The 18,994-nt window shown below is 61.7% G+C and carries 14 protein-coding genes and 1 tRNA gene; all 15 read right to left on the minus strand.

Translation table 11 applies throughout. The features are described from left to right. Positions 1-176, minus strand: a 176-nt coding sequence (locus AC1RWI_RS34545; protein ID WP_492376385.1) for a GTP-binding protein, incomplete at its 3' end; no start/stop codon positions are given. Between the two features lie 77 nt (positions 177-253). After that, the gene (gene fusA, locus AC1RWI_RS34550; protein ID WP_043350374.1) at positions 254-2,356 is read right to left on the minus strand and encodes an elongation factor G; all 2,103 of its coding nucleotides are present in this window, start codon (positions 2,354-2,356) and stop codon (positions 254-256) included. 119 nt (positions 2,357-2,475) lie between these two features. Next, positions 2,476-2,946 carry a 30S ribosomal protein S7 gene (rpsG, locus tag AC1RWI_RS34555; protein ID WP_035876146.1) on the minus strand — a complete coding sequence of 157 codons (471 nt, stop codon included), beginning with the start codon at positions 2,944-2,946 and terminating at the stop codon, positions 2,476-2,478. Between the two features lie 226 nt (positions 2,947-3,172). Further along, on the minus strand, positions 3,173-3,550 hold the full coding sequence (gene rpsL / locus AC1RWI_RS34560; RefSeq protein ID WP_006162330.1) for a 30S ribosomal protein S12: 378 nt from the start codon (positions 3,548-3,550) through the stop codon (positions 3,173-3,175). Between the two features lie 355 nt (positions 3,551-3,905). Then, positions 3,906-5,771 carry a DNA helicase RecQ gene (gene recQ / locus AC1RWI_RS34565; RefSeq protein ID WP_043350379.1) on the minus strand — a complete coding sequence of 622 codons (1,866 nt, stop codon included), beginning with the start codon at positions 5,769-5,771 and terminating at the stop codon, positions 3,906-3,908. Between the two features lie 291 nt (positions 5,772-6,062). Further along, positions 6,063-10,307: a DNA-directed RNA polymerase subunit beta' gene (gene rpoC, locus AC1RWI_RS34570; RefSeq protein ID WP_043350381.1), complete on the minus strand. Its 4,245-nt coding sequence runs from the start codon at positions 10,305-10,307 to the stop codon at positions 6,063-6,065. A 133-nt stretch (positions 10,308-10,440) separates the two neighbouring features. Continuing rightward, complete coding sequence (rpoB, locus tag AC1RWI_RS34575; protein ID WP_043350384.1) at positions 10,441-14,547, minus strand: DNA-directed RNA polymerase subunit beta; 4,107 nt, start codon at positions 14,545-14,547, stop codon at positions 10,441-10,443. Between the two features lie 411 nt (positions 14,548-14,958). After that, positions 14,959-15,330 carry a 50S ribosomal protein L7/L12 gene (gene rplL, locus AC1RWI_RS34580; protein WP_043350387.1) on the minus strand — a complete coding sequence of 124 codons (372 nt, stop codon included), beginning with the start codon at positions 15,328-15,330 and terminating at the stop codon, positions 14,959-14,961. A gap of 76 nt (positions 15,331-15,406) precedes the next feature. After that, positions 15,407-15,955, minus strand: coding sequence for a 50S ribosomal protein L10 (rplJ, locus tag AC1RWI_RS34585; RefSeq protein ID WP_017224513.1), 549 nt, complete (start codon positions 15,953-15,955; stop codon positions 15,407-15,409). A gap of 430 nt (positions 15,956-16,385) precedes the next feature. Beyond that, the gene (rplA, locus tag AC1RWI_RS34590) at positions 16,386-17,081 is read right to left on the minus strand and encodes a 50S ribosomal protein L1 (RefSeq protein ID WP_006162337.1); all 696 of its coding nucleotides are present in this window, start codon (positions 17,079-17,081) and stop codon (positions 16,386-16,388) included. Further along, positions 17,082-17,513 carry a 50S ribosomal protein L11 gene (gene rplK, locus AC1RWI_RS34595; RefSeq protein ID WP_006162338.1) on the minus strand — a complete coding sequence of 144 codons (432 nt, stop codon included), beginning with the start codon at positions 17,511-17,513 and terminating at the stop codon, positions 17,082-17,084. Positions 17,514-17,721: 208 nt separating this feature from the next. After that, on the minus strand, positions 17,722-18,303 hold the full coding sequence (nusG, locus tag AC1RWI_RS34600) for a transcription termination/antitermination protein NusG (protein ID WP_006162340.1): 582 nt from the start codon (positions 18,301-18,303) through the stop codon (positions 17,722-17,724). A 10-nt stretch (positions 18,304-18,313) separates the two neighbouring features. Further along, positions 18,314-18,694: a preprotein translocase subunit SecE gene (gene secE, locus AC1RWI_RS34605; protein WP_006162342.1), complete on the minus strand. Its 381-nt coding sequence runs from the start codon at positions 18,692-18,694 to the stop codon at positions 18,314-18,316. A gap of 61 nt (positions 18,695-18,755) precedes the next feature. Next, positions 18,756-18,831, minus strand: a tRNA-Trp gene (locus AC1RWI_RS34610). Positions 18,832-18,915: 84 nt separating this feature from the next. Then, positions 18,916-18,994: EF-Tu C-terminal domain-related protein (locus AC1RWI_RS34615; protein WP_156545601.1), on the minus strand; the 79-nt coding region annotated here is incomplete at its 5' end.

Consider the following 18,994-nt stretch of genomic DNA (forward strand, 5'->3'; position numbering starts at 1 on the left):
CGTGCCTTTTCTTCCGGCGCTGCGTCGATTTCGTCGTACTTCTTGGCCGAACCGCCAAACTTGGCTGCCAGCACCGTGGCAATTGCTGCCGTCAGGGTGGTCTTGCCGTGGTCAACGTGACCAATCGTGCCAACGTTCACGTGCGGCTTAGTCCGCGAGAACTTTTCCTTTGCCATTTTTCAGCTCCTAATCGAAACCAGTATGTCGTGTTCATAGTGCCGCCGCGCACAACGCGCGGCGGCGGATTTTTTACTTACTTGCCACGTGCCGTGATCACGGCGTCGGCTACGTTCTTCGGAGCTTCAGCGTAGTGCTTGAACTCCATCGTGTACGTAGCACGGCCTTGCGTGGCCGAACGCAGCGAGGTCGAGTAGCCGAACATCTCTGCCAGCGGAACTTCCGCGCGCAGGATCTTGCCACCGCCGACCATGTCGTCCATGCCCTGGATAATGCCGCGACGCGACGACAGATCGCCCATCACGTTACCCATGAAGTCTTCGGGCGTTTCCACTTCCACGGCCATCATCGGCTCGAGCAGCACGGGGCTTGCGCGGCGCATGCCTTCCTTGAAGCCCATGGAGCCGGCCATCTTGAACGCGTTTTCGTTCGAGTCCACATCGTGGTACGAACCGAAGAACAGCGTGACCTTGACGTCGACCACGGGGAAGCCTGCCAGAACGCCAGCGTTCAGGGTGTCCTGAATGCCCTTGTCCACTGCGGGGATGTACTCGCGCGGAACCACGCCGCCCTTGATGGCGTCGACGAATTCGTAGCCCTTGCCCGGTTCTTGCGGCTCGAGCTTCAGTACCACGTGACCGTACTGGCCACGGCCGCCCGACTGCTTGACGAACTTGCCTTCCACTTCGTCGCAGGTCTTGCGGATGGTTTCGCGGTACGCAACCTGGGGCTTGCCCACGGTGGCTTCCACGCCGAATTCGCGCTTCATGCGGTCAACCAGAATTTCGAGGTGGAGCTCGCCCATGCCCGAAATGATGGTCTGGCCGGATTCTTCGTCGGTCTTCACGCGGAACGACGGATCTTCCTGTGCCAGGCGGTTCAGGGCGATGCCCATCTTTTCCTGGTCAGCCTTGGTCTTCGGCTCGACAGCCTGCGAAATCACCGGCTCCGGGAACACCATGCGTTCCAGGATGATGATGTGGTCCGGATCGCACAGCGTGTCGCCCGTGGTGGCTTCTTTCAGGCCAACCGCGGCGGCGATGTCGCCTGCCAGCACTTCCTTGATTTCTTCGCGCTGGTTGGCGTGCATCTGCAGAATCCGGCCCAGGCGTTCCTTCTTGCTCTTGACCGGGTTGTAGATGGTGTCGCCCGAATTGACCTTGCCCGAGTAGACGCGGAAGAAGATCAGCTGGCCGACGAACGGGTCGGTCATGATCTTGAACGCCAGAGCGGAGAACTTTTCGTCATCCGCGGCACGGCGCGACGTTTCCTTGTCGTCATCGTCCACGCCGGTGACCGGCGGGATGTCGACCGGCGACGGCAGGAAGTCGATCACGGCGTCCAGCATACGCTGCACGCCCTTGTTCTTGAACGCGGTGCCGCACAGCATCGGCTGGATTTCGCAGGCGATGGTACGGTCGCGCAGGCCCTTGATGATCTCGGCTTCGGACAGTTCGCCCTCTTCCAGATACTTGTTCATCAGTTCTTCGTTCGACTCGGCAGCTGCCTCGACCATCTTCTCGCGCCATTCGTTGCACGAGTCGGCCAGTTCAGCCGGGATGTCCACGTAGTCGAACTTGGTGCCTTGGCTGGCCTCGTCCCAGATGATCGCTTTCATCTTGATGAGGTCGACCACACCCTTGAAGGTGTCTTCGGCGCCGATGGGCACAACGACGGGAACCGGGCTAGCCTTCAGGCGGGTCTTCAGCTGGTCGTAGACCTTGAAGAAATTCGCGCCGGTACGGTCCATCTTGTTGACGAAGGCCAAGCGCGGCACGCCGTACTTGTTAGCCTGGCGCCAGACGGTTTCCGACTGGGGCTGCACGCCACCCACTGCGCAGTAGACCATGCAAGCGCCGTCCAGCACGCGCATGGAGCGCTCCACCTCAATGGTGAAGTCCACGTGGCCCGGGGTGTCGATGATGTTGATGCGGTGTTCCGGGTAATTGCCGGCCATGCCCTTCCAGAAGGCGGTGGTCGCAGCGGAGGTGATCGTGATGCCACGCTCCTGTTCCTGCTCCATCCAGTCCATCGTGGCGGCGCCATCGTGCACTTCACCGATCTTGTGGTTCACACCGGTGTAGAACAGGATACGCTCGGTCGTGGTGGTTTTACCCGCGTCAATGTGAGCCGAGATACCGATATTGCGGTAGCGCTCAATGGGAGTCTTACGAGCCACTTTAATCCTCTATTCGTCCGTGAGACGCCGGCATCTCATTGCCAACGCCCGTAACACAAACGGGCGAGCGTGTGAAAACACAGCCCGCCCGGCAACCAACCGCGTATAACTCGCGCGCTTTAGAAGCGGAAGTGCGAGAACGCCTTGTTGGCTTCGGCCATGCGGTGCACTTCGTCGCGCTTCTTCATCGCGCCGCCGCGGCCTTCCGCTGCTTCCAGCAGCTCACCTGCCAGGCGCAGCGCCATCGACTTCTCGCTGCGTTTTTTCGCGGCCTCGCGCAACCAACGCATCGCCAATGCCAAACGACGCGACGGACGGACTTCGACCGGAACCTGATAGTTGGCGCCGCCCACGCGACGGCTCTTCACTTCGACCACCGGCTTCACGTTGTTGATCGCAACGGAAAACACTTCAACGGGGGCCTTGCCTGCCTTCTTTTCGATCTGGTCGAACGCGCCATAAACGATACGTTCGGCAACCGACTTCTTGCCGTCCAGCATCAGGACGTTCATGAACTTGGCAACTTCAACGTTACCGAACTTCGGATCGGGCAGGATATCCCGCTTGGGGACTTCACGACGACGTGGCATCTTCTTTCCTTTAGATTCAGTTGAGAGCGCGGCAATGATTTCCCGCTCTCCGGCCACCAACTAGCTTGCCTTCCATCGAGGCAAATTCGCCGGGTGACCACTTACTCGACGGCACGGCGCATAAACGCTCCGTTGTACCGCCGCCTGGTGACAGCACCATGACGCAACCGCCACAGGCTATCGTTTGTTGCTTCGGGCTTTGTGCCCAGCTTGCCTGGCGTTAGCCTTAAGCAGCCTTCGGACGCTTCGCGCCGTACTTCGAACGTGCCTGGCGACGATCCTTCACGCCTTGCAAGTCCAGCGAGCCACGGACGATGTGGTAACGCACACCCGGCAAGTCCTTCACACGGCCGCCGCGGATCAGCACGACCGAGTGTTCTTGCAGGTTGTGGCCTTCACCGCCGATGTACGAGATGACCTCGAAACCGTTGGTCAGGCGCACCTTGGCGACCTTACGCAGTGCCGAGTTCGGCTTCTTCGGCGTCGTGGTGTACACACGGGTGCACACGCCGCGACGCTGGGGGCAGTTCTCAAGCGCCGGGCTCTTGCTCTTGACGACTTCAGAGACACGCGGCTTGCGAACCAGTTGGTTGATAGTTGGCATTGTTCAATCCAGCTTGGTTTTACGGAAAAACACCCCTGGGGCCACAAGCAATGGGCCGAAGAGGCAACGACGGGTTTTGGGCGGGAAAAGTGAGCGAGCGCTCTTGAGACGGACCTGTGGAGGAACAGACTGGCCAAAGAGCGCGAGCTCGCCTGGGATCCCGCTGCGACCACACCACCAGAGCATCACACGATCCCCTGGCAGGCTTGTCGATTGCGAACCGAGGGCCACAATTACGACAGGCGAGCGAAATCCAAAGCCAAAAACTCGAATCTGACATGCTAGCAGCGACTACGTAAACCGTCAAGCAGCTTCTGAAAGAAGCGTGCTGCCCGGCTTAGGCCCGGGCAAGGTCTCAAAAGTCCTCCACGGCACCCAGCGCTTCCAGGATGGCATCGCCGTAGCGCTCCAGCTTGGCGGCGCCGATGCCGGGGACTTCAGCCATTGCCGTCAACGAATCCGGCGCGCTGCGCGCCAGTTCGGCCAGCGTGGCGTCATGGAAGATCACATAGGCCGGCACGCCGTGCTCGCGTGCCGTCTCGGTGCGCCACTTGCGCAGGGCTTCCCAGTTGGCCAATGCCTCGGTGTCCATGCCGGCGGTATGGTCGGTGCGTGTGCCGGCGGAGCCGCGCACGCCACGCTCGCCGCTCTTGGCTGGCTTGCTGGCCTGGCGGCGCAGGGTGATCGGCATCTCGCCCTTGAGCACCGCGCGCGCAGCGTCGCCAAGCAGCAGGGCGCCGTGACCGCCATGGTCGATCACCAGCAGGCCGTGGGCAATCAACTGGCGGAAAATGGCGTGCCACTCGGAGACTGAACGGTCCGCGCCGATGCCAAACGTGGAGACCTTGTCGTGGCCCCATTGGCGAATTTTTTCCGACGCATTGCCGCGCAGCACGTCGACCATATGGGTCGCGCCGAAATGAACGCGGCTGGCCTGTGCCGTACGGTAGACGCATGACAGCGCCATCTGCGCTTCACGCGTGCCATCCCAGGTAGCGGGCGGCTCCAGGCAGGTGTCGCAGTTGCCGCAGGGCTCGCTGGCTTCGTCGAAATAGCCAAGGATGCGCACGCGGCGGCAGCCGGCCGTCTCGCACAGTCCGAGCAGGGCATCGAGCTTGGCGGACGAGACGCGCTTGTGCGCATCGTCTGCCTCGGACTCGTCGATCATGCGCTTTTGCTGAACCACGTCGCCCAGGCCGTAGGCCATCCAGGCGTTGGCCGGCAGCCCGTCGCGGCCGGCACGGCCGGTCTCCTGATAGTAGCCCTCCATGCTCTTGGGCAAGTCCAGGTGCGCCACAAAACGCACGTCCGGCTTGTCGATGCCCATGCCAAAAGCGATGGTGGCCACCATGATCACGCCCTCTTCCTCGCGGAAACGCGCCTGATGGTGCTGGCGCACGCCCGCATCCATACCGGCGTGGTATGCCAGCGCGTTGAGGCCCTGGGCGCTGAGGTAGCTGGCGGTGTCCTCCACCTTCTTGCGCGACAAGCAATAGACGATGCCGCTGTCGTGCGTGCCGTCCGCGGCCAGGTGCTCGGCCTTGATAAAGGCCAGCAACTGCTGGCGCGCATTGTCCTTCTCGACGATGCGATAGCGGATATTGGGACGGTCGAAGCTGGAGACGAAGACGCGGGCGTCGTGCAGCGCGAGGCGCTCGACGATTTCCTCGCGCGTGACGGAATCCGCGGTAGCCGTCAGGGCAATGCGCGGCACTTCCGGGAAGCGCTCGTGCAGCACCGAGAGCTGGATGTACTCGGGTCGGAAGTCATGGCCCCACTGCGATACACAGTGCGCCTCGTCGATGGCGAACACGCCGATACGGGTACGCTGGAGCAGGTCCTGGAAGCGCGGCGTCATCAGCCGCTCGGGCGCCACATAGAGGATTTCCAGCCGGCCGGCGAGCAGATCGCGCTCGACCGCGGAGGCCTCGGCCCCGCTGAGCGTCGAGTTCAGCACTGCTGCGCGCACGCCCGCCTCGGACAGCGCCGCGACCTGGTCCTGCATCAGCGCGATCAGGGGCGACACCACGATGCCGGTGCCCTGCCCGGCCCGCTGCCGCAGCAGCGCGGGAATCTGGTAGCACAGCGACTTGCCGCCGCCGGTCGGCATCAGGACCAGGCAATCGCCGCCATCGGCCACATGGTCGATGATCTCCCCCTGCCGGCCGCGGAAGGCGTGGTAGCCAAAAACATCCTTGAGAATCGCCAGGGCGCGCGACATAGCAACAGCTTAAAAAAGGGTGGGACCGCGAAAGGCGTAACCATACCACCAAGGGCGCGGCTAACTACTTCGGCCTGTGACGAATGTTCCCGGATTTCTTTCGTGTGGCGGCGCATGGAGCACGGGTCCTTGCCCCTGCGGCAAAGCATAAGCACGACGAATAAAAATGACCGAAGAGAGCGACGGAAATAAAACAGGCCATATACGTACAGTACGTACAGGCCAAAAAAAACCCGGCCACCAGGGCCGGGCTTCTTCATGCAGCTTGCTTGCAGGTTCAGGCGGGCAGTCTTAGACCGCGTCGCCCTCGCCTTCGGTCGTCGCCGGCACCACAGGCGGCTCGATGAAGAGCGACTGCTCTTCGTCGGAGATCGCCTGGGCACGTTCGCGCTCGGCCGCCTCGCGCGCCTTGCGGGCACGGTGGTAGGCCAGACCCGTACCAGCGGGGATCAGTCGGCCAACGATCACGTTTTCCTTCAGGCCACGCAGGTCGTCGGTCTTGCCCATGATCGCGGCTTCCGTCAGCACGCGGGTGGTTTCCTGGAACGATGCCGCCGAGATGAAGCTGTCGGTCGACAGCGACGCCTTGGTGATACCGAGCAGCAGGTTTTCGTACGTGGCCGGACGCTTGCCTTCGGCGATCACGCGATCGTTCTCGTCAAGCAGTTCCGAACGCTCCACCTGTTCACCCGGGATGAACTTGGTGTCGCCCACATCCGCGATCTGCACGCGGCGCAGCATCTGGCGCACGATCACTTCGATGTGCTTGTCGTTGATCTTCACGCCCTGCAGACGGTACACGTCCTGCACTTCGTCGACGATGTAGTGCGCCAGCTCCTCGATGCCCTTCAGGCGCAGGATGTCGTGCGGGTCCGCCGGACCTTCCACGATCATTTCGCCCTTGTTCACCACCTGGCCATCGTGCACCAGGACTTGCTTTTCCTTGGTGATCAGGAACTCATGGGCGTTGCCGTCCAGGTCCGTAATCACCAGGCGTTGCTTGCCCTTGGTGTCCTTGCCGAACGACGTGGTGCCGGTCACTTCCGCCAGCACGGCGGCATCCTTCGGCGAACGCGCTTCGAACAGCTCGGCCACACGCGGCAGACCCCCGGTAATGTCGCGGGTCTTTTGCGATTCGGTCGGGATACGTGCAAGCACTTCGCCCACGTGCACCTGCTGGCCGTCCTTCACGGTGATCAGCGCGCCGACCTGGAAGCCGATGGTCACGGAGTGGTCCGTGCCCGGGATCTTCACTTCCTGGCCGTTGGCGTCGAGCAGCTTCACCTGCGGGCGCAGGCCCTTGGTGGCAGCCGTACGGCGCTTTGCATCAATCACCACGAGGGTCGACAGGCCGGTGACCTCGTCCATCTGCTTGGCGACGGTCACGCCTTCTTCGACGTTCTCGAACTTGGTCGTGCCGGTGTACTCCGACACGATCGGGCGCGTCAGCGCGTCCCACGTGGCCAGCTGCGTGCCAGCCTTGATGGCCTGGCCGTCCTGCACCAGCAGCGTGGCGCCGTACGGGATCTTGTGGCGCTCGCGCTCGCGGCCGTGGTCGTCGGTGATCAGCGCTTCACCCGAACGCGAGATGACGATCAGCTCGCCCTTCGCATTGGTAACGTAACGCATGGTCGCCGTGAAACGCACGGTACCGGTTGCCTTCGCTTCCACGCTCGATGCCACGGCCGAACGCGATGCCGCGCCGCCGATGTGGAACGTACGCATGGTCAGCTGGGTGCCCGGCTCGCCAATCGACTGAGCGGCGATCACGCCAACCGCTTCGCCGGAGTTCACCAGCACGCCGCGGCCAAGGTCGCGGCCATAGCACATGCCGCACAGGCCGTAGCGCGTGTCGCACGACAGCGGCGTGCGCACCTTCACTTCGTCCACGCCGATGGCGTCGATCATGTCGACCAGGTCTTCGTCCAGCAGGGTGCCGGCCTCGATCGCGGTTTCCTGGGTCTCAGGGTTCACCACGTCGGACACCGTCACACGGCCGAGAATCCGGTCGCGCAGCGCTTCGATCACTTCACCGCCTTCAACCAGGGCCTTCATGGCCACGCCGTTGGTCGTGCCGCAATCGTCTTCCACCACCACCAGATCCTGCGTCACGTCGACCAGACGACGGGTCAGGTAACCCGAGTTCGCGGTCTTCAGTGCCGTATCCGCCAGGCCCTTACGCGCACCGTGGGTGGAGATGAAGTACTGCAGAACGTTCAGGCCTTCACGGAAGTTCGCCGTAATCGGCGTTTCAATGATCGAGCCATCCGGCTTGGCCATCAGGCCACGCATGCCAGCCAGCTGACGGATCTGCGCAGCGGAACCGCGCGCGCCCGAGTCAGCCATCATGTAAATCGAGTTGAAGGAGTCTTGCTTCACGGTGTTGCCGTGACGGTCGACCACGTCTTCGTGCTGGAGCTGCTCCATCATCGCCTTGCCCACCTGGTCGCCGGCGGCGCCCCAGATGTCCACGACGTTGTTGTAGCGTTCCTGGTCGGTCACCAGACCCGACATGTACTGCTTGTCGTATTCCTTCACCTTGGCTGCCGCGTCGGAAATGATCTTTTCCTTTTGCGGCGGCACCAGCATGTCGTCGATGGCGATCGAGATACCAGCGCGCGTTGCCAGGCGGAAGCCCGACTGCAGCAGCTTGTCAGCGAAGATCACGGTCTCGCGCAGGCCGCACTTACGGAACGCGGTGTTGATCAGGCGCGAGATTTCCTTCTTCTTCAGCGGCTTGTTCAGCACCGAGAAAGGCAGGCCCTTCGGCAGGATCTCGGACATGATCGCGCGGCCGACCGTGGTGGCCTGCAGCGTGATCTTGGGCGCGAAGCGGGCGTCGCCCACTGCATCCTTGTCGACCAGTTCATACTCGGTGATACGCACGTTCACGCGCGAAGCCAGTTCGACTTCCTTGTTCTCGTAGGCGCGGATCACTTCGCTGATGTCGGCAAACGTCAGGCCTTCGCCCTTGCCGTTGATCTTGTCGCGGGTCGTGTAGTACAGACCCAGCACCACGTCTTGCGACGGGACGATCGACGGATCGCCGTTGGCCGGGAACAGCACGTTGTTGGAGGCCAGCATCAGCGTGCGGGCTTCCATCTGCGCTTCCAGCGACAGCGGGACGTGAACAGCCATCTGGTCACCGTCGAAGTCGGCGTTGAACGCCGCGCAGACCAGCGGGTGCAGCTGGATGGCCTTGCCTTCGATCAGCACCGGCTCGAACGCCTGGATGCCCAGGCGGTGCAGCGTCGGCGCGCGGTTCAGCATGACCGGATGCTCGCGGATCACCTCTTCGAGGATGTCCCACACCACAGCGGTCTGGCTTTCCACTTCCTTCTTCGCCGCCTTGATGGTGGTGGCGATGCCCATCGTTTCCAGCTTGTGGAAAATGAAAGGCTTGAACAGCTCGAGCGCCATCAGCTTGGGCAGGCCGCACTGATGCAGCTTCAGGGTCGGGCCCACCACAATGACCGAACGGCCGGAGTAGTCGACGCGCTTGCCCAGCAAGTTCTGACGGAAACGGCCGCCCTTGCCCTTGATCATTTCGGCCAGCGACTTCAGCGGACGCTTGTTGGCGCCCGTCATGGCCTTGCCGCGACGACCGTTGTCCAGCAGCGAGTCAACCGCTTCCTGCAGCATGCGCTTTTCGTTGCGCACGATGATTTCAGGCGCCTTCAGTTCGAGCAGGCGCTTCAGGCGGTTGTTACGGTTGATGACGCGGCGATACAGGTCGTTCAGGTCCGAGGTGGCGAAACGGCCACCATCCAGCGGAACCAGCGGACGCAGTTCGGGCGGCAGCACCGGCAGCACTTCCAGGATCATCCATTCCGGCTTGATGCCCGAACGCTGGAACGCCTCGAGCACCTTCAGGCGCTTGGCGAACTTCTTGATCTTGGCTTCGGAGCCGGTGGTCTGCAGCTCGGCGCGGATCGTTTCGATCTGCTTTTCGATGTCGATGCCGCGCAGCAATTCACGGATGCCTTCGGCACCCATCATGGCCACGAACTCGCCTTCGCCATACTCTTCGCACTTGGCGATGTAGTCGTCCTCGGACATGATCTGGCTCTTCTTGAGCGGGGTCATGCCGGGTTCGAGCACCACGAATGCTTCGAAGTACAGGACGCGTTCGATATCGCGCAGCGTCATGTCGAGCACCATGCCCAGACGCGACGGCAGCGACTTCAGGAACCAGATGTGCGCGGTCGGCGCAGCCAGTTCGATGTGGCCCATGCGCTCGCGGCGCACCTTGGCCAGCGTCACTTCAACGCCGCACTTCTCGCAGATCACGCCGCGATGCTTCAGGCGCTTGTACTTGCCGCACAGGCACTCGTAGTCCTTGATCGGGCCAAAGATCTTGGCGCAGAACAGACCATCGCGCTCGGGCTTGAACGTCCGATAGTTGATGGTTTCCGGCTTCTTCACTTCACCGTACGACCACGAACGGATCTTCTCTGGCGATGCCAGGCCGATCTTGATCGCGTCGAACTGCTCTTCCTGCTGAACCTGCTTAAAGAGATCGAGCAATGCTTTCATTGCAACTCCTTGTTTCGCCGCCAGCCCGACAGCATGTCGGGCCCGCGGCATTCATCCTGTGGGAAAACCGTAGCGGGCATTCGGCGGCAGGCGGGCCATTCACGGCCGGCCTGCCGCGCACTCTCGATCCAAATCAATAGCGATCGAGGTCGATGTCGATACCCAGCGAACGGATTTCCTTCACCAGCACGTTGAACGATTCCGGCATGCCGGCATCGATCGAGTGCTCGCCCTTGACGATGTTCTCGTAGACCTTGGTCCGGCCGTTCACGTCATCGGACTTGACCGTCAGCATTTCCTGCAGCACGTAGGAGGCACCATATGCTTCCAGCGCCCACACTTCCATTTCACCGAAACGCTGGCCACCGAACTGCGCCTTACCACCCAGCGGCTGCTGGGTCACCAGCGAGTACGGGCCGGTCGAACGCGCGTGCATCTTGTCGTCGACCAAGTGGTGCAGCTTCAGCATGTGCATCACGCCGAGCGTAACCGGACGCTCGAACGCTTCGCCGGTGCGGCCGTCGTGCAGCGTGACCTGTTGCTTGGAAGCGGTCAGGCCCATGTCGCGGGCGATCTCTTCCGGGTACGCCAGGTCCAGCATGCGGCGGATCTCGTCTTCATGCGCACCGTCGAACACCGGCGTGGCGAACGGGACACCCTTCTTCAGGTTGGTCGCCAGTTCCAGCACTTCAGCGTCCGACAGGCTGTCGAGGTCTTCCGGCTTGCCGCTCTCGTTGTAGATCTGGGCGAGCAACGGACGCAGTTCCTGCGCCTTAGCCTGCGCCTTGAGCATGGAGCCGATACGCTGGCCCAGGCCGCGCGCGGCCCAGCCCAGGTGGGTTTCCAGAATCTGGCCCACGTTCATCCGCGACGGCACGCCGAGCGGGTTCAGCACGATGTCGGCGGGCGTGCCGTCGGCCATGTAGGGCATGTCTTCGATCGGGACGATCTTGGACACAACACCCTTGTTGCCGTGACGGCCTGCCATCTTGTCGCCAGGCTGCAGACGGCGCTTGACGGCCAGGTACACCTTGACCATCTTGATCACGCCCGGCGGCAGTTCGTCGCCTTGCGTGAGCTTCTTGCGCTTTTCTTCAAAGGCCAGGTCGAACTCGTGGCGCTTCTGCTCGATGGCTTCCTTGACGGCTTCCAGCTGGGCAGCCACTTCCTCGTCGGCCGGGCGGATGTCGAACCAGTGGTACTTGTCCAGATCGGCCAGGTACTCGCGGGTCAGCTTGGCGCCCTTGGACAGCTTCTTCGGACCGCCATTGACGGTCTTGTCGAGCAGCAGGCGCTCCAGACGCTGGAAGGCATCACCTTCCACGATACGCAGCTGGTCGTTCAGGTCCAGGCGGTAGCGCTTGAGTTCATCGTCGATGATGGACTGGGCACGCTTGTCGCGGGTCACGCCTTCGCGGGTGAAGACCTGGACGTCGATCACGATACCGCTCATCCCCGAGGGAACGCGCAGCGAGGTGTCCTTCACGTCCGAAGCCTTCTCACCGAAGATCGCGCGCAGGAGCTTTTCTTCCGGGGTCAGCTGGGTCTCGCCCTTGGGCGTGACCTTGCCGACCAGCACGTCACCGGCTTCCACTTCGGCACCGATGTAGGTGATGCCGGACTCGTCCAGACGCGCGAGCTGTGCTTCGGCGAGGTTGGAAATGTCGCGGGTGATTTCTTCCGGCCCCAGCTTGGTGTCACGCGCGACGACCGACAGTTCCTCGATGTGGATCGAGGTGTAGCGGTCTTCGGCAACCACGCGTTCGGAGATCAGGATCGAGTCTTCGAAGTTGTAGCCGTTCCACGGCATGAACGCCACCAGCATGTTCTGGCCGAGCGCGAGCTCGCCCAGGTCGGTCGATGCGCCGTCGGCGATCACGTCGCCACGGGCGACGAAATCCCCAACCTTGACCATCGGACGCTGGTTGATGTTGGTGTTCTGGTTCGAGCGGGTGTACTTGATCAGGTTGTAGATGTCGACGCCCACTTCACCGGCGACAGCTTCCTCATCGTTCACGCGAATCACGATACGCATGGCGTCGACGTAGTCCACCACGCCGCCACGGGTTGCCTGGACGGCAGTACCCGAGTCGACCGCAACGGTACGCTCGATGCCGGTACCCACCAGCGGCTTGTCCGGACGCAGGCAAGGCACGGCCTGACGCTGCATGTTGGCGCCCATCAGTGCACGGTTCGCATCATCGTGCTCGAGGAACGGCACCAGCGATGCCGCGGCCGAGACGATCTGCGAAGGCGCCACGTCGATGTACTGGACGCGGTCCGGCGTGACCATACGGGTTTCCCGCTCGCTACCTTCACGCGACGACACCAGTTCGTCGATCAGGGTACCGTCGGCGTCAACCGTCGCGTTGGCTTGCGCCACCACATACTTGCCTTCCTCAATGGCGGACAGGTAGTCGACCTGGTCGGTCAACTTGCTGTCGACCACCTTGCGGTACGGCGTTTCCAGGAAGCCGTACTCGTTCAGGCGTGCATACAGTGCCAGCGAGTTGATCAGGCCAATGTTCGGGCCTTCCGGTGTTTCGATCGGGCACACGCGGCCGTAGTGGGTCGGGTGCACGTCACGCACTTCAAAGCCTGCGCGCTCACGGGTCAAACCGCCCGGGCCCAGTGCGGAGACACGACGCTTGTGCGTAATCTCGGACAGCGGGTTGGTCTGGTCCATGAACTGCGACAGCTGCGACGAACCGAAGAACTCGCGGATGGCCGACGAAATCGGCTTCGAGTTGATCAGGTCGTGCGGCATCAGGTTTTCGGTCTCGGCCTGGCCCAGACGCTCCTTCACGGCGCGCTCGACGCGCGACAAGCCGGCACGGAACTGGTTTTCGGCCAGTTCGCCAACGCAGCGAACGCGACGATTGCCCAGGTGATCGATGTCATCGACCTCACCCTTGCCGTTGCGCAGGTTGACCAGGATCTTGATGGTCTCGAGGATGTCCTCGTCCTGCAGCACCATGCTGCCTTCACCGCTCGGGCGGCCCAGGCGGCTGTTGACCTTCATGCGGCCAACACGCGACAGGTCGTACGACTCTTCGCTGTAGAACAGGCGCTGGAACAGGGCTTCCACCGCGTCTTCGGTCGGCGGCTCGCCGGGACGCATCATGCGGTAGATCGCGATACGCGCAGCGGTCTGGTCGGCGGTGTCGTCCACGCGCAGCGTCTGCGACATGTACGGACCTTGGTCCAGATCGTTGGTGTACAGGGTCTGGATCTGCTTGACACCGGCTTCGCGCAGGTTTTCCAGCACGGTTTCGGTCAGCTCGTCGTTAGCGTTGGCAATCACCTCACCGGTATCCGGGTCGATGATGTTCTTCGCCAGCACGCGGCCGAGCAGGTAGTCTTCCGGCACGCTGATCAGCTTGGTACCGGCGGAATCCAGGTCGCGAATATGCTTTGCGTTGATCCGCTTGTCCTTCTCCACGACGACACGGCCGTCCTTGTCGGCGATGTCGAAGCGCGCGACTTCACCACGCAGGCGTTCGGGCACGAATTCCATCTGCGCGCCTTCCGACTGCAGGGTGAAATTGTCGAACACGAAGAAGTGCGCGAGGATCTGTTCCGGGGTCAGACCGATCGACTTCAGCAGGATCGTCACCGGCATCTTGCGGCGACGGTCAACGCGGAAGTACAAGATGTCCTTCGGGTCGAACTCGAAGTCGAGCCACGAGCCGCGGTAAGGAATAATCCGTGCCGAGAACAGCAGCTTGCCCGAGCTGTGGGTCTTGCCCTTGTCGTGTTCGAAGAACACGCCAGGCGAACGGTGAAGCTGCGAAACAATCACACGCTCGGTACCGTTGATGACGAAGGAGCCGGTCGACGTCATGAGCGGAATTTCGCCCATGTAGACTTCCTGTTCCTTGACTTCCTTGACCTTGCCCGGATTTTCCCGATCGTTGATGATCAGGCGTACCTTGGCACGCAGAGCCGAGTGGAAGGTCAGGCCACGCTGTTGACATTCCTTGACGTCGAACGGCGGGTTGGAGAGGTGGTAGGAGACGAACTCCATACGGGCGAGCCCGTTGTGCGACACAATCGGGAAGATTGCACTGAAAGCCGCTTGCAGACCCTCGGTTTTGCGACGTGAGGGTGGCGCACCCTCTTGCAGAAACTGAGCGTAGGATTCAATCTGGGTGGCAAGCAGGAAAGGAACCTGATGAACCGTCGCGCGCTTCGCAAAACTTTTGCGAATGCGCTTCTTTTCGGTGAAGCTGTACGCCATGGGATCTCCGAATCATCGCAGGGCTGGCTGGACCTGGCGCAGCACCTGAGGTGTTCAGCGACTGGGAGGGGATTTGGCGGTTGGCCGCTACCAACCTCTGGCTGACGGTGTCCGCACGCTGCGAGCCGGCAGAAACGACGCAATGCGTCATACCGGCCCGGGGGACACCCGACCAAACTTGTCTTCTGCAGTCGGTTCAGAAGACAAACATCAGCAACCACTTAGTGTGCCACTGATGTTTGGCCTCTGCTCAAGCTTAGGCATACGCCCAGCTCTGAAGCATCGCTTGCGCCACTTATTCACGCTTCGGAGTGCACAGTAAAACACACATCGCAGAAGCGCAAAAAGGCTGGCGCCGGGAATCTCCCTTTGCCAGCCCCATTCGCGTGCCAAAAGGCACGCGAGTACAGCTTACTTGACTTCGACCTTTGCGCCGGCTTCTTCCAGCTTCTTCTTGGCGTCAGCTGCAGCAGCCTTGTCCACGCCTTCCTTGACAGCCTTCGGTGCGCCGTCAACCAGATCCTTGGCTTCCTTCAGGCCCAGGCCGGTGATTTCGCGAACAGCCTTAATCACGCCAACCTTGTTTGCGCCGATTTCCGACAGGATAACGTTGAACTCGGTTTGCTCTTCAGCGGCAGCAGCGCCTGCGCCCGGGGCAGCAGCCACGGCCATCGAAGCGGCGGACACGCCAAACTTTTCTTCGAACGCCTTGACCAGGTCGTTCAGTTCCATCACGGACATCGAGCCTACGGCTTCGAGGATGTCGTCTTTGCTGATTGCCATTTGGAATACTCCTGCTAAATGTGATTCGGTATCGGTAATGCGATCTTGATGAGCCAGGCTGCGAAAGGCTTACGCCTTAAGCAGCTGCGCCTTCGCTCTCGGCGGCGGCAGCAGCGCCTTCGCCTTCGGCGGGGGCGCCTTCGCTCTTCTTGGCGGCCAGTGCAGCCAGCAGACGGGCGAAGCCCGACACCGGTGCCTGCATCACGCCAAGCAGCTGAGCAATCAGTTCGTCACGGCTCGGGATCGAGGCCAGTGCCTTGACGGCAGCAGCATCGAGCACATTGCCGTCGTACGACGCTGCGCGCAGAACCAACTTGTCGTTGGTCTTGGCAAAGTCGTTCAGAACCTTGGCCGACGACACTGCATCTTCGGAAATACCGTAGATCAGCGGACCGGTCATTTGCTCTGCGAGGCCGGCAAACGGCGTGCCTTCCACGGCGCGGCGTGCCAGCGTGTTCTTCAGAACACGCAGGTACACTCCTTGCTCGCGGGCCTTGGCGCGCAGCTTGGTCAGATCGCCAACCGCAATGCCGCGATATTCGGCTACGACGATGGTCTGGGCTTTAGCGACTTGCGCCGAAACCTCAGCAACGACGGCCTTCTTATCTTCAATATTAAGTGGCACGGTTAAGCTCCAAAACGATGCTTGTCCCCCGGATCGTCCGGGGCACGCACATCAGTCCAAACGAACGGCGTCCGATTTGGCCCGAATCACCCGGGTCATTGCCCGGATTCTTCAATCCCTCGGGTGCGCCATCTGCGCTGGTGGGCCGGGAGGCGTCACGGCAGGCCGAAGCCACGCTGCGTACGTTCCGTCCGATTAAGGCGAGGCAGCCAACCTACGGCCGCACCCGCCACCAGCGGTCTTTGATAACCAGCGGTGCCTGCTCCGCGCTTGCGCGCCGGTGGGCACCACTGCCCAAAGCCTTGCTCCTTCATCCTGCGGTGTCCATCGGGCACCGCCTGACTCGGGAGACGATCCCGGCCTGGGCCAGGATCCTCAATTCTTTACGCCGGGCGACGTTATCGGGTCCGCCCTGCGGTTGCCGCCAGCCTTAGGCCGACAGCGAAGCCTGTTCCACGCGAACGCCAACGCCCATGGTGGACGAAACAGCGATCTTGCGCAGGTACACGCCCTTGCTGGTAGCCGGCTTCGACTTCACCAGGGCTTCGATCAGCGCGCTCAGGTTGCGCTTCAGATCGGCGTCCTGGAACGAACGGCGGCCAATGGTGGCGTGGATGATACCGGCCTTGTCGACACGGTATTGCACCTGACCGGCCTTGGCATTCTTCACAGCCTGGGCGACGTCGGGGGTAACCGTACCGACCTTCGGGTTCGGCATCAGGCCACGCGGGCCCAGGATCTGGCCCAGCGTACCAACGATACGCATCGTGTCCGGCGAAGCGATCACGACGTCGAAGTTCAGGTTGCCGGCCTTGACTTGTTCAGCCAGGTCTTCCATACCGACGATTTCGGCGCCAGCTGCCTTCGCGGCTTCAGCCTTTTCGCCTTGGGCGAACACAGCCACCCGAACCGACTTGCCGGTACCGGCAGGCAGCACGACGGAGCCACGAACCACCTGGTCCGACTTCTTCGCATCGATGCCGAGTTGCACGGCAACGTCGATGGATTCGTCGAACTTGGCCGATGCGCAACCCTTCACCAGGCCCAGGGCCTCGTCGATCGGGTAGAACTTGGTGCGCTCGATCTTCGCCTTGTTCGCGGCGGTGCGCTTGGAAACCTTAGCCATTTACAGACCCTCCACGGTGATGCCCATCGAGCGAGCCGAACCGGCGATCGTACGGACAGCAGCGTCCAGATCGGCAGCGGTCAGGTCAGCGTTCTTTGCCTTGGCGATTTCTTCAGCCTGGGCACGCGTGATCTTGCCGACCTTGTCGGTATGCGGCTTGGCCGAACCCTTGGTCAGGCCAGCTGCCTTCTTGATCAGAACGGTCGCCGGGGGCGACTTCATCACGAAGGTGAAGCTCTTGTCGGCGAAGGCGGTAATCACCACCGGCACCGGCAGGCCGGGTTCCATGCCTTGGGTCTGCGCGTTGAACGCCTTGCAGAACTCCATGATGTTCAGACCGCGTTGACCCAGTGCGGGGCCCACGGGCGGGGAGGGATTTGCCTTACCAGCCGGAATTTGCAGCTTGATAAAGCCAATGATCTTCTTGGCCATATTTACTCCAATCCGGACCGCTTCCTGACGGAATGCGATCCTGTTGAGTCGTAGCGCGCTATCGCTGCAGGGATGGTTCATCCACCCCGGCCAGCCTCACGCTCCTCTTGTGGCCAGCCCCTTTTCGAGACTGGCCGCTGCATTTTTCGCTGACCTTGCGGCCAGCATAAAACGCGAAAACCTGAACCGCTTAAACCACTTAAACCACTTAGACCTTCTCGACCTGGCCGAACTCGAGCTCGACCGGGGTGGCACGCCCGAAGATGGTGACCGAGACGCGCAAGCGCGATTTCTCGTAGTTCACTTCCTCGACGTTACCGTTGAAGTCGGTGAAAGGACCGTCCTTGACGCGAACCATTTCGCCCACTTCGAAGAGCGTCTTGGGACGCGGCTTCTCGACCCCTTCCTGCATCTGGGTCATGATCTTGTCGACTTCCTTCTGGGAAATCGGGCTCGGGCGATTGCGCGCACCGCCGACGAAGCCAGTGACCTTGCTGGTGTTCTTCACCAGGTGCCAGGTCTCGTCGGTCATTTCCATCTCGACCAGCACATACCCCGGGAAGAAGCGACGCTCGGTGACAGACTTCTGCCCACCCTTGATTTCAACGACTTCTTCGGACGGGACCAGGATGCGGCCAAACTTGTCCTGCATTTCGGCGCGCTCAATGCGCTCCTGCAGCGCGCGCTGCACACTCTTTTCCATGCCGGAATAGGCGTGCACCACATACCAGCGCTTCTTCGACGAAGGCGATTCAGCTGCGGGGACTTCCTGTTGTGCGTTATCCGTCATGTTCTATCCTTCATTTCCAGCCCAGCACGAGCGAAAAGATGACCCACTCGATGAGCTTGTCCGCAGACCACAGGAACACGGCCATGATCACGACAAAGACAAACACCAGGCCCGTCATCTGCCCGGCTTCCTTGCGGGTGGGCCAAACGACCTTGCGGACTTCACGATACGATTCCTTGGAGAAACCGATGAAGTCCTTGCCTGGCGCCGATACCAGCGCGACCACCACGCCCAGCGCGATGCCGCCGAACAGCGCAGCGCCACGCACGTAGGACGGTTGCTGTGCCAGGGCATAGAAACCGATGACGCCGGCAACCACCAGTAGCACCGCGGCGCCAAGCAACCACTTACCACTGGCGGCGTTGACGGTTTCGACGTTGGGATTGGCCATGTTTCGCAAACGAGACTAAGCCGCGTCACGATACTCTCTATCGCGACGCGGCTGATTGAATTGGCAGGGGCAGAGGGAATCGAACCCCCAACCTTCGGTTTTGGAGACCGACGCTCTGCCAGTTGAGCTATACCCCTAAAACAACTGTGGGGTCGGCGATTAGGCCAACCCCTCTGGCAACGAATACGGCCGGTTGGTGCCGTATTCGCTGTTCGACTTTATCAGTCGAGGATCTTTGCCACGACGCCGGCGCCGACGGTACGACCGCCTTCACGGATAGCGAAACGCAGGCCTTCTTCC

Source organism: Cupriavidus sp. MPR-AND1C (assembly GCF_058809705.1).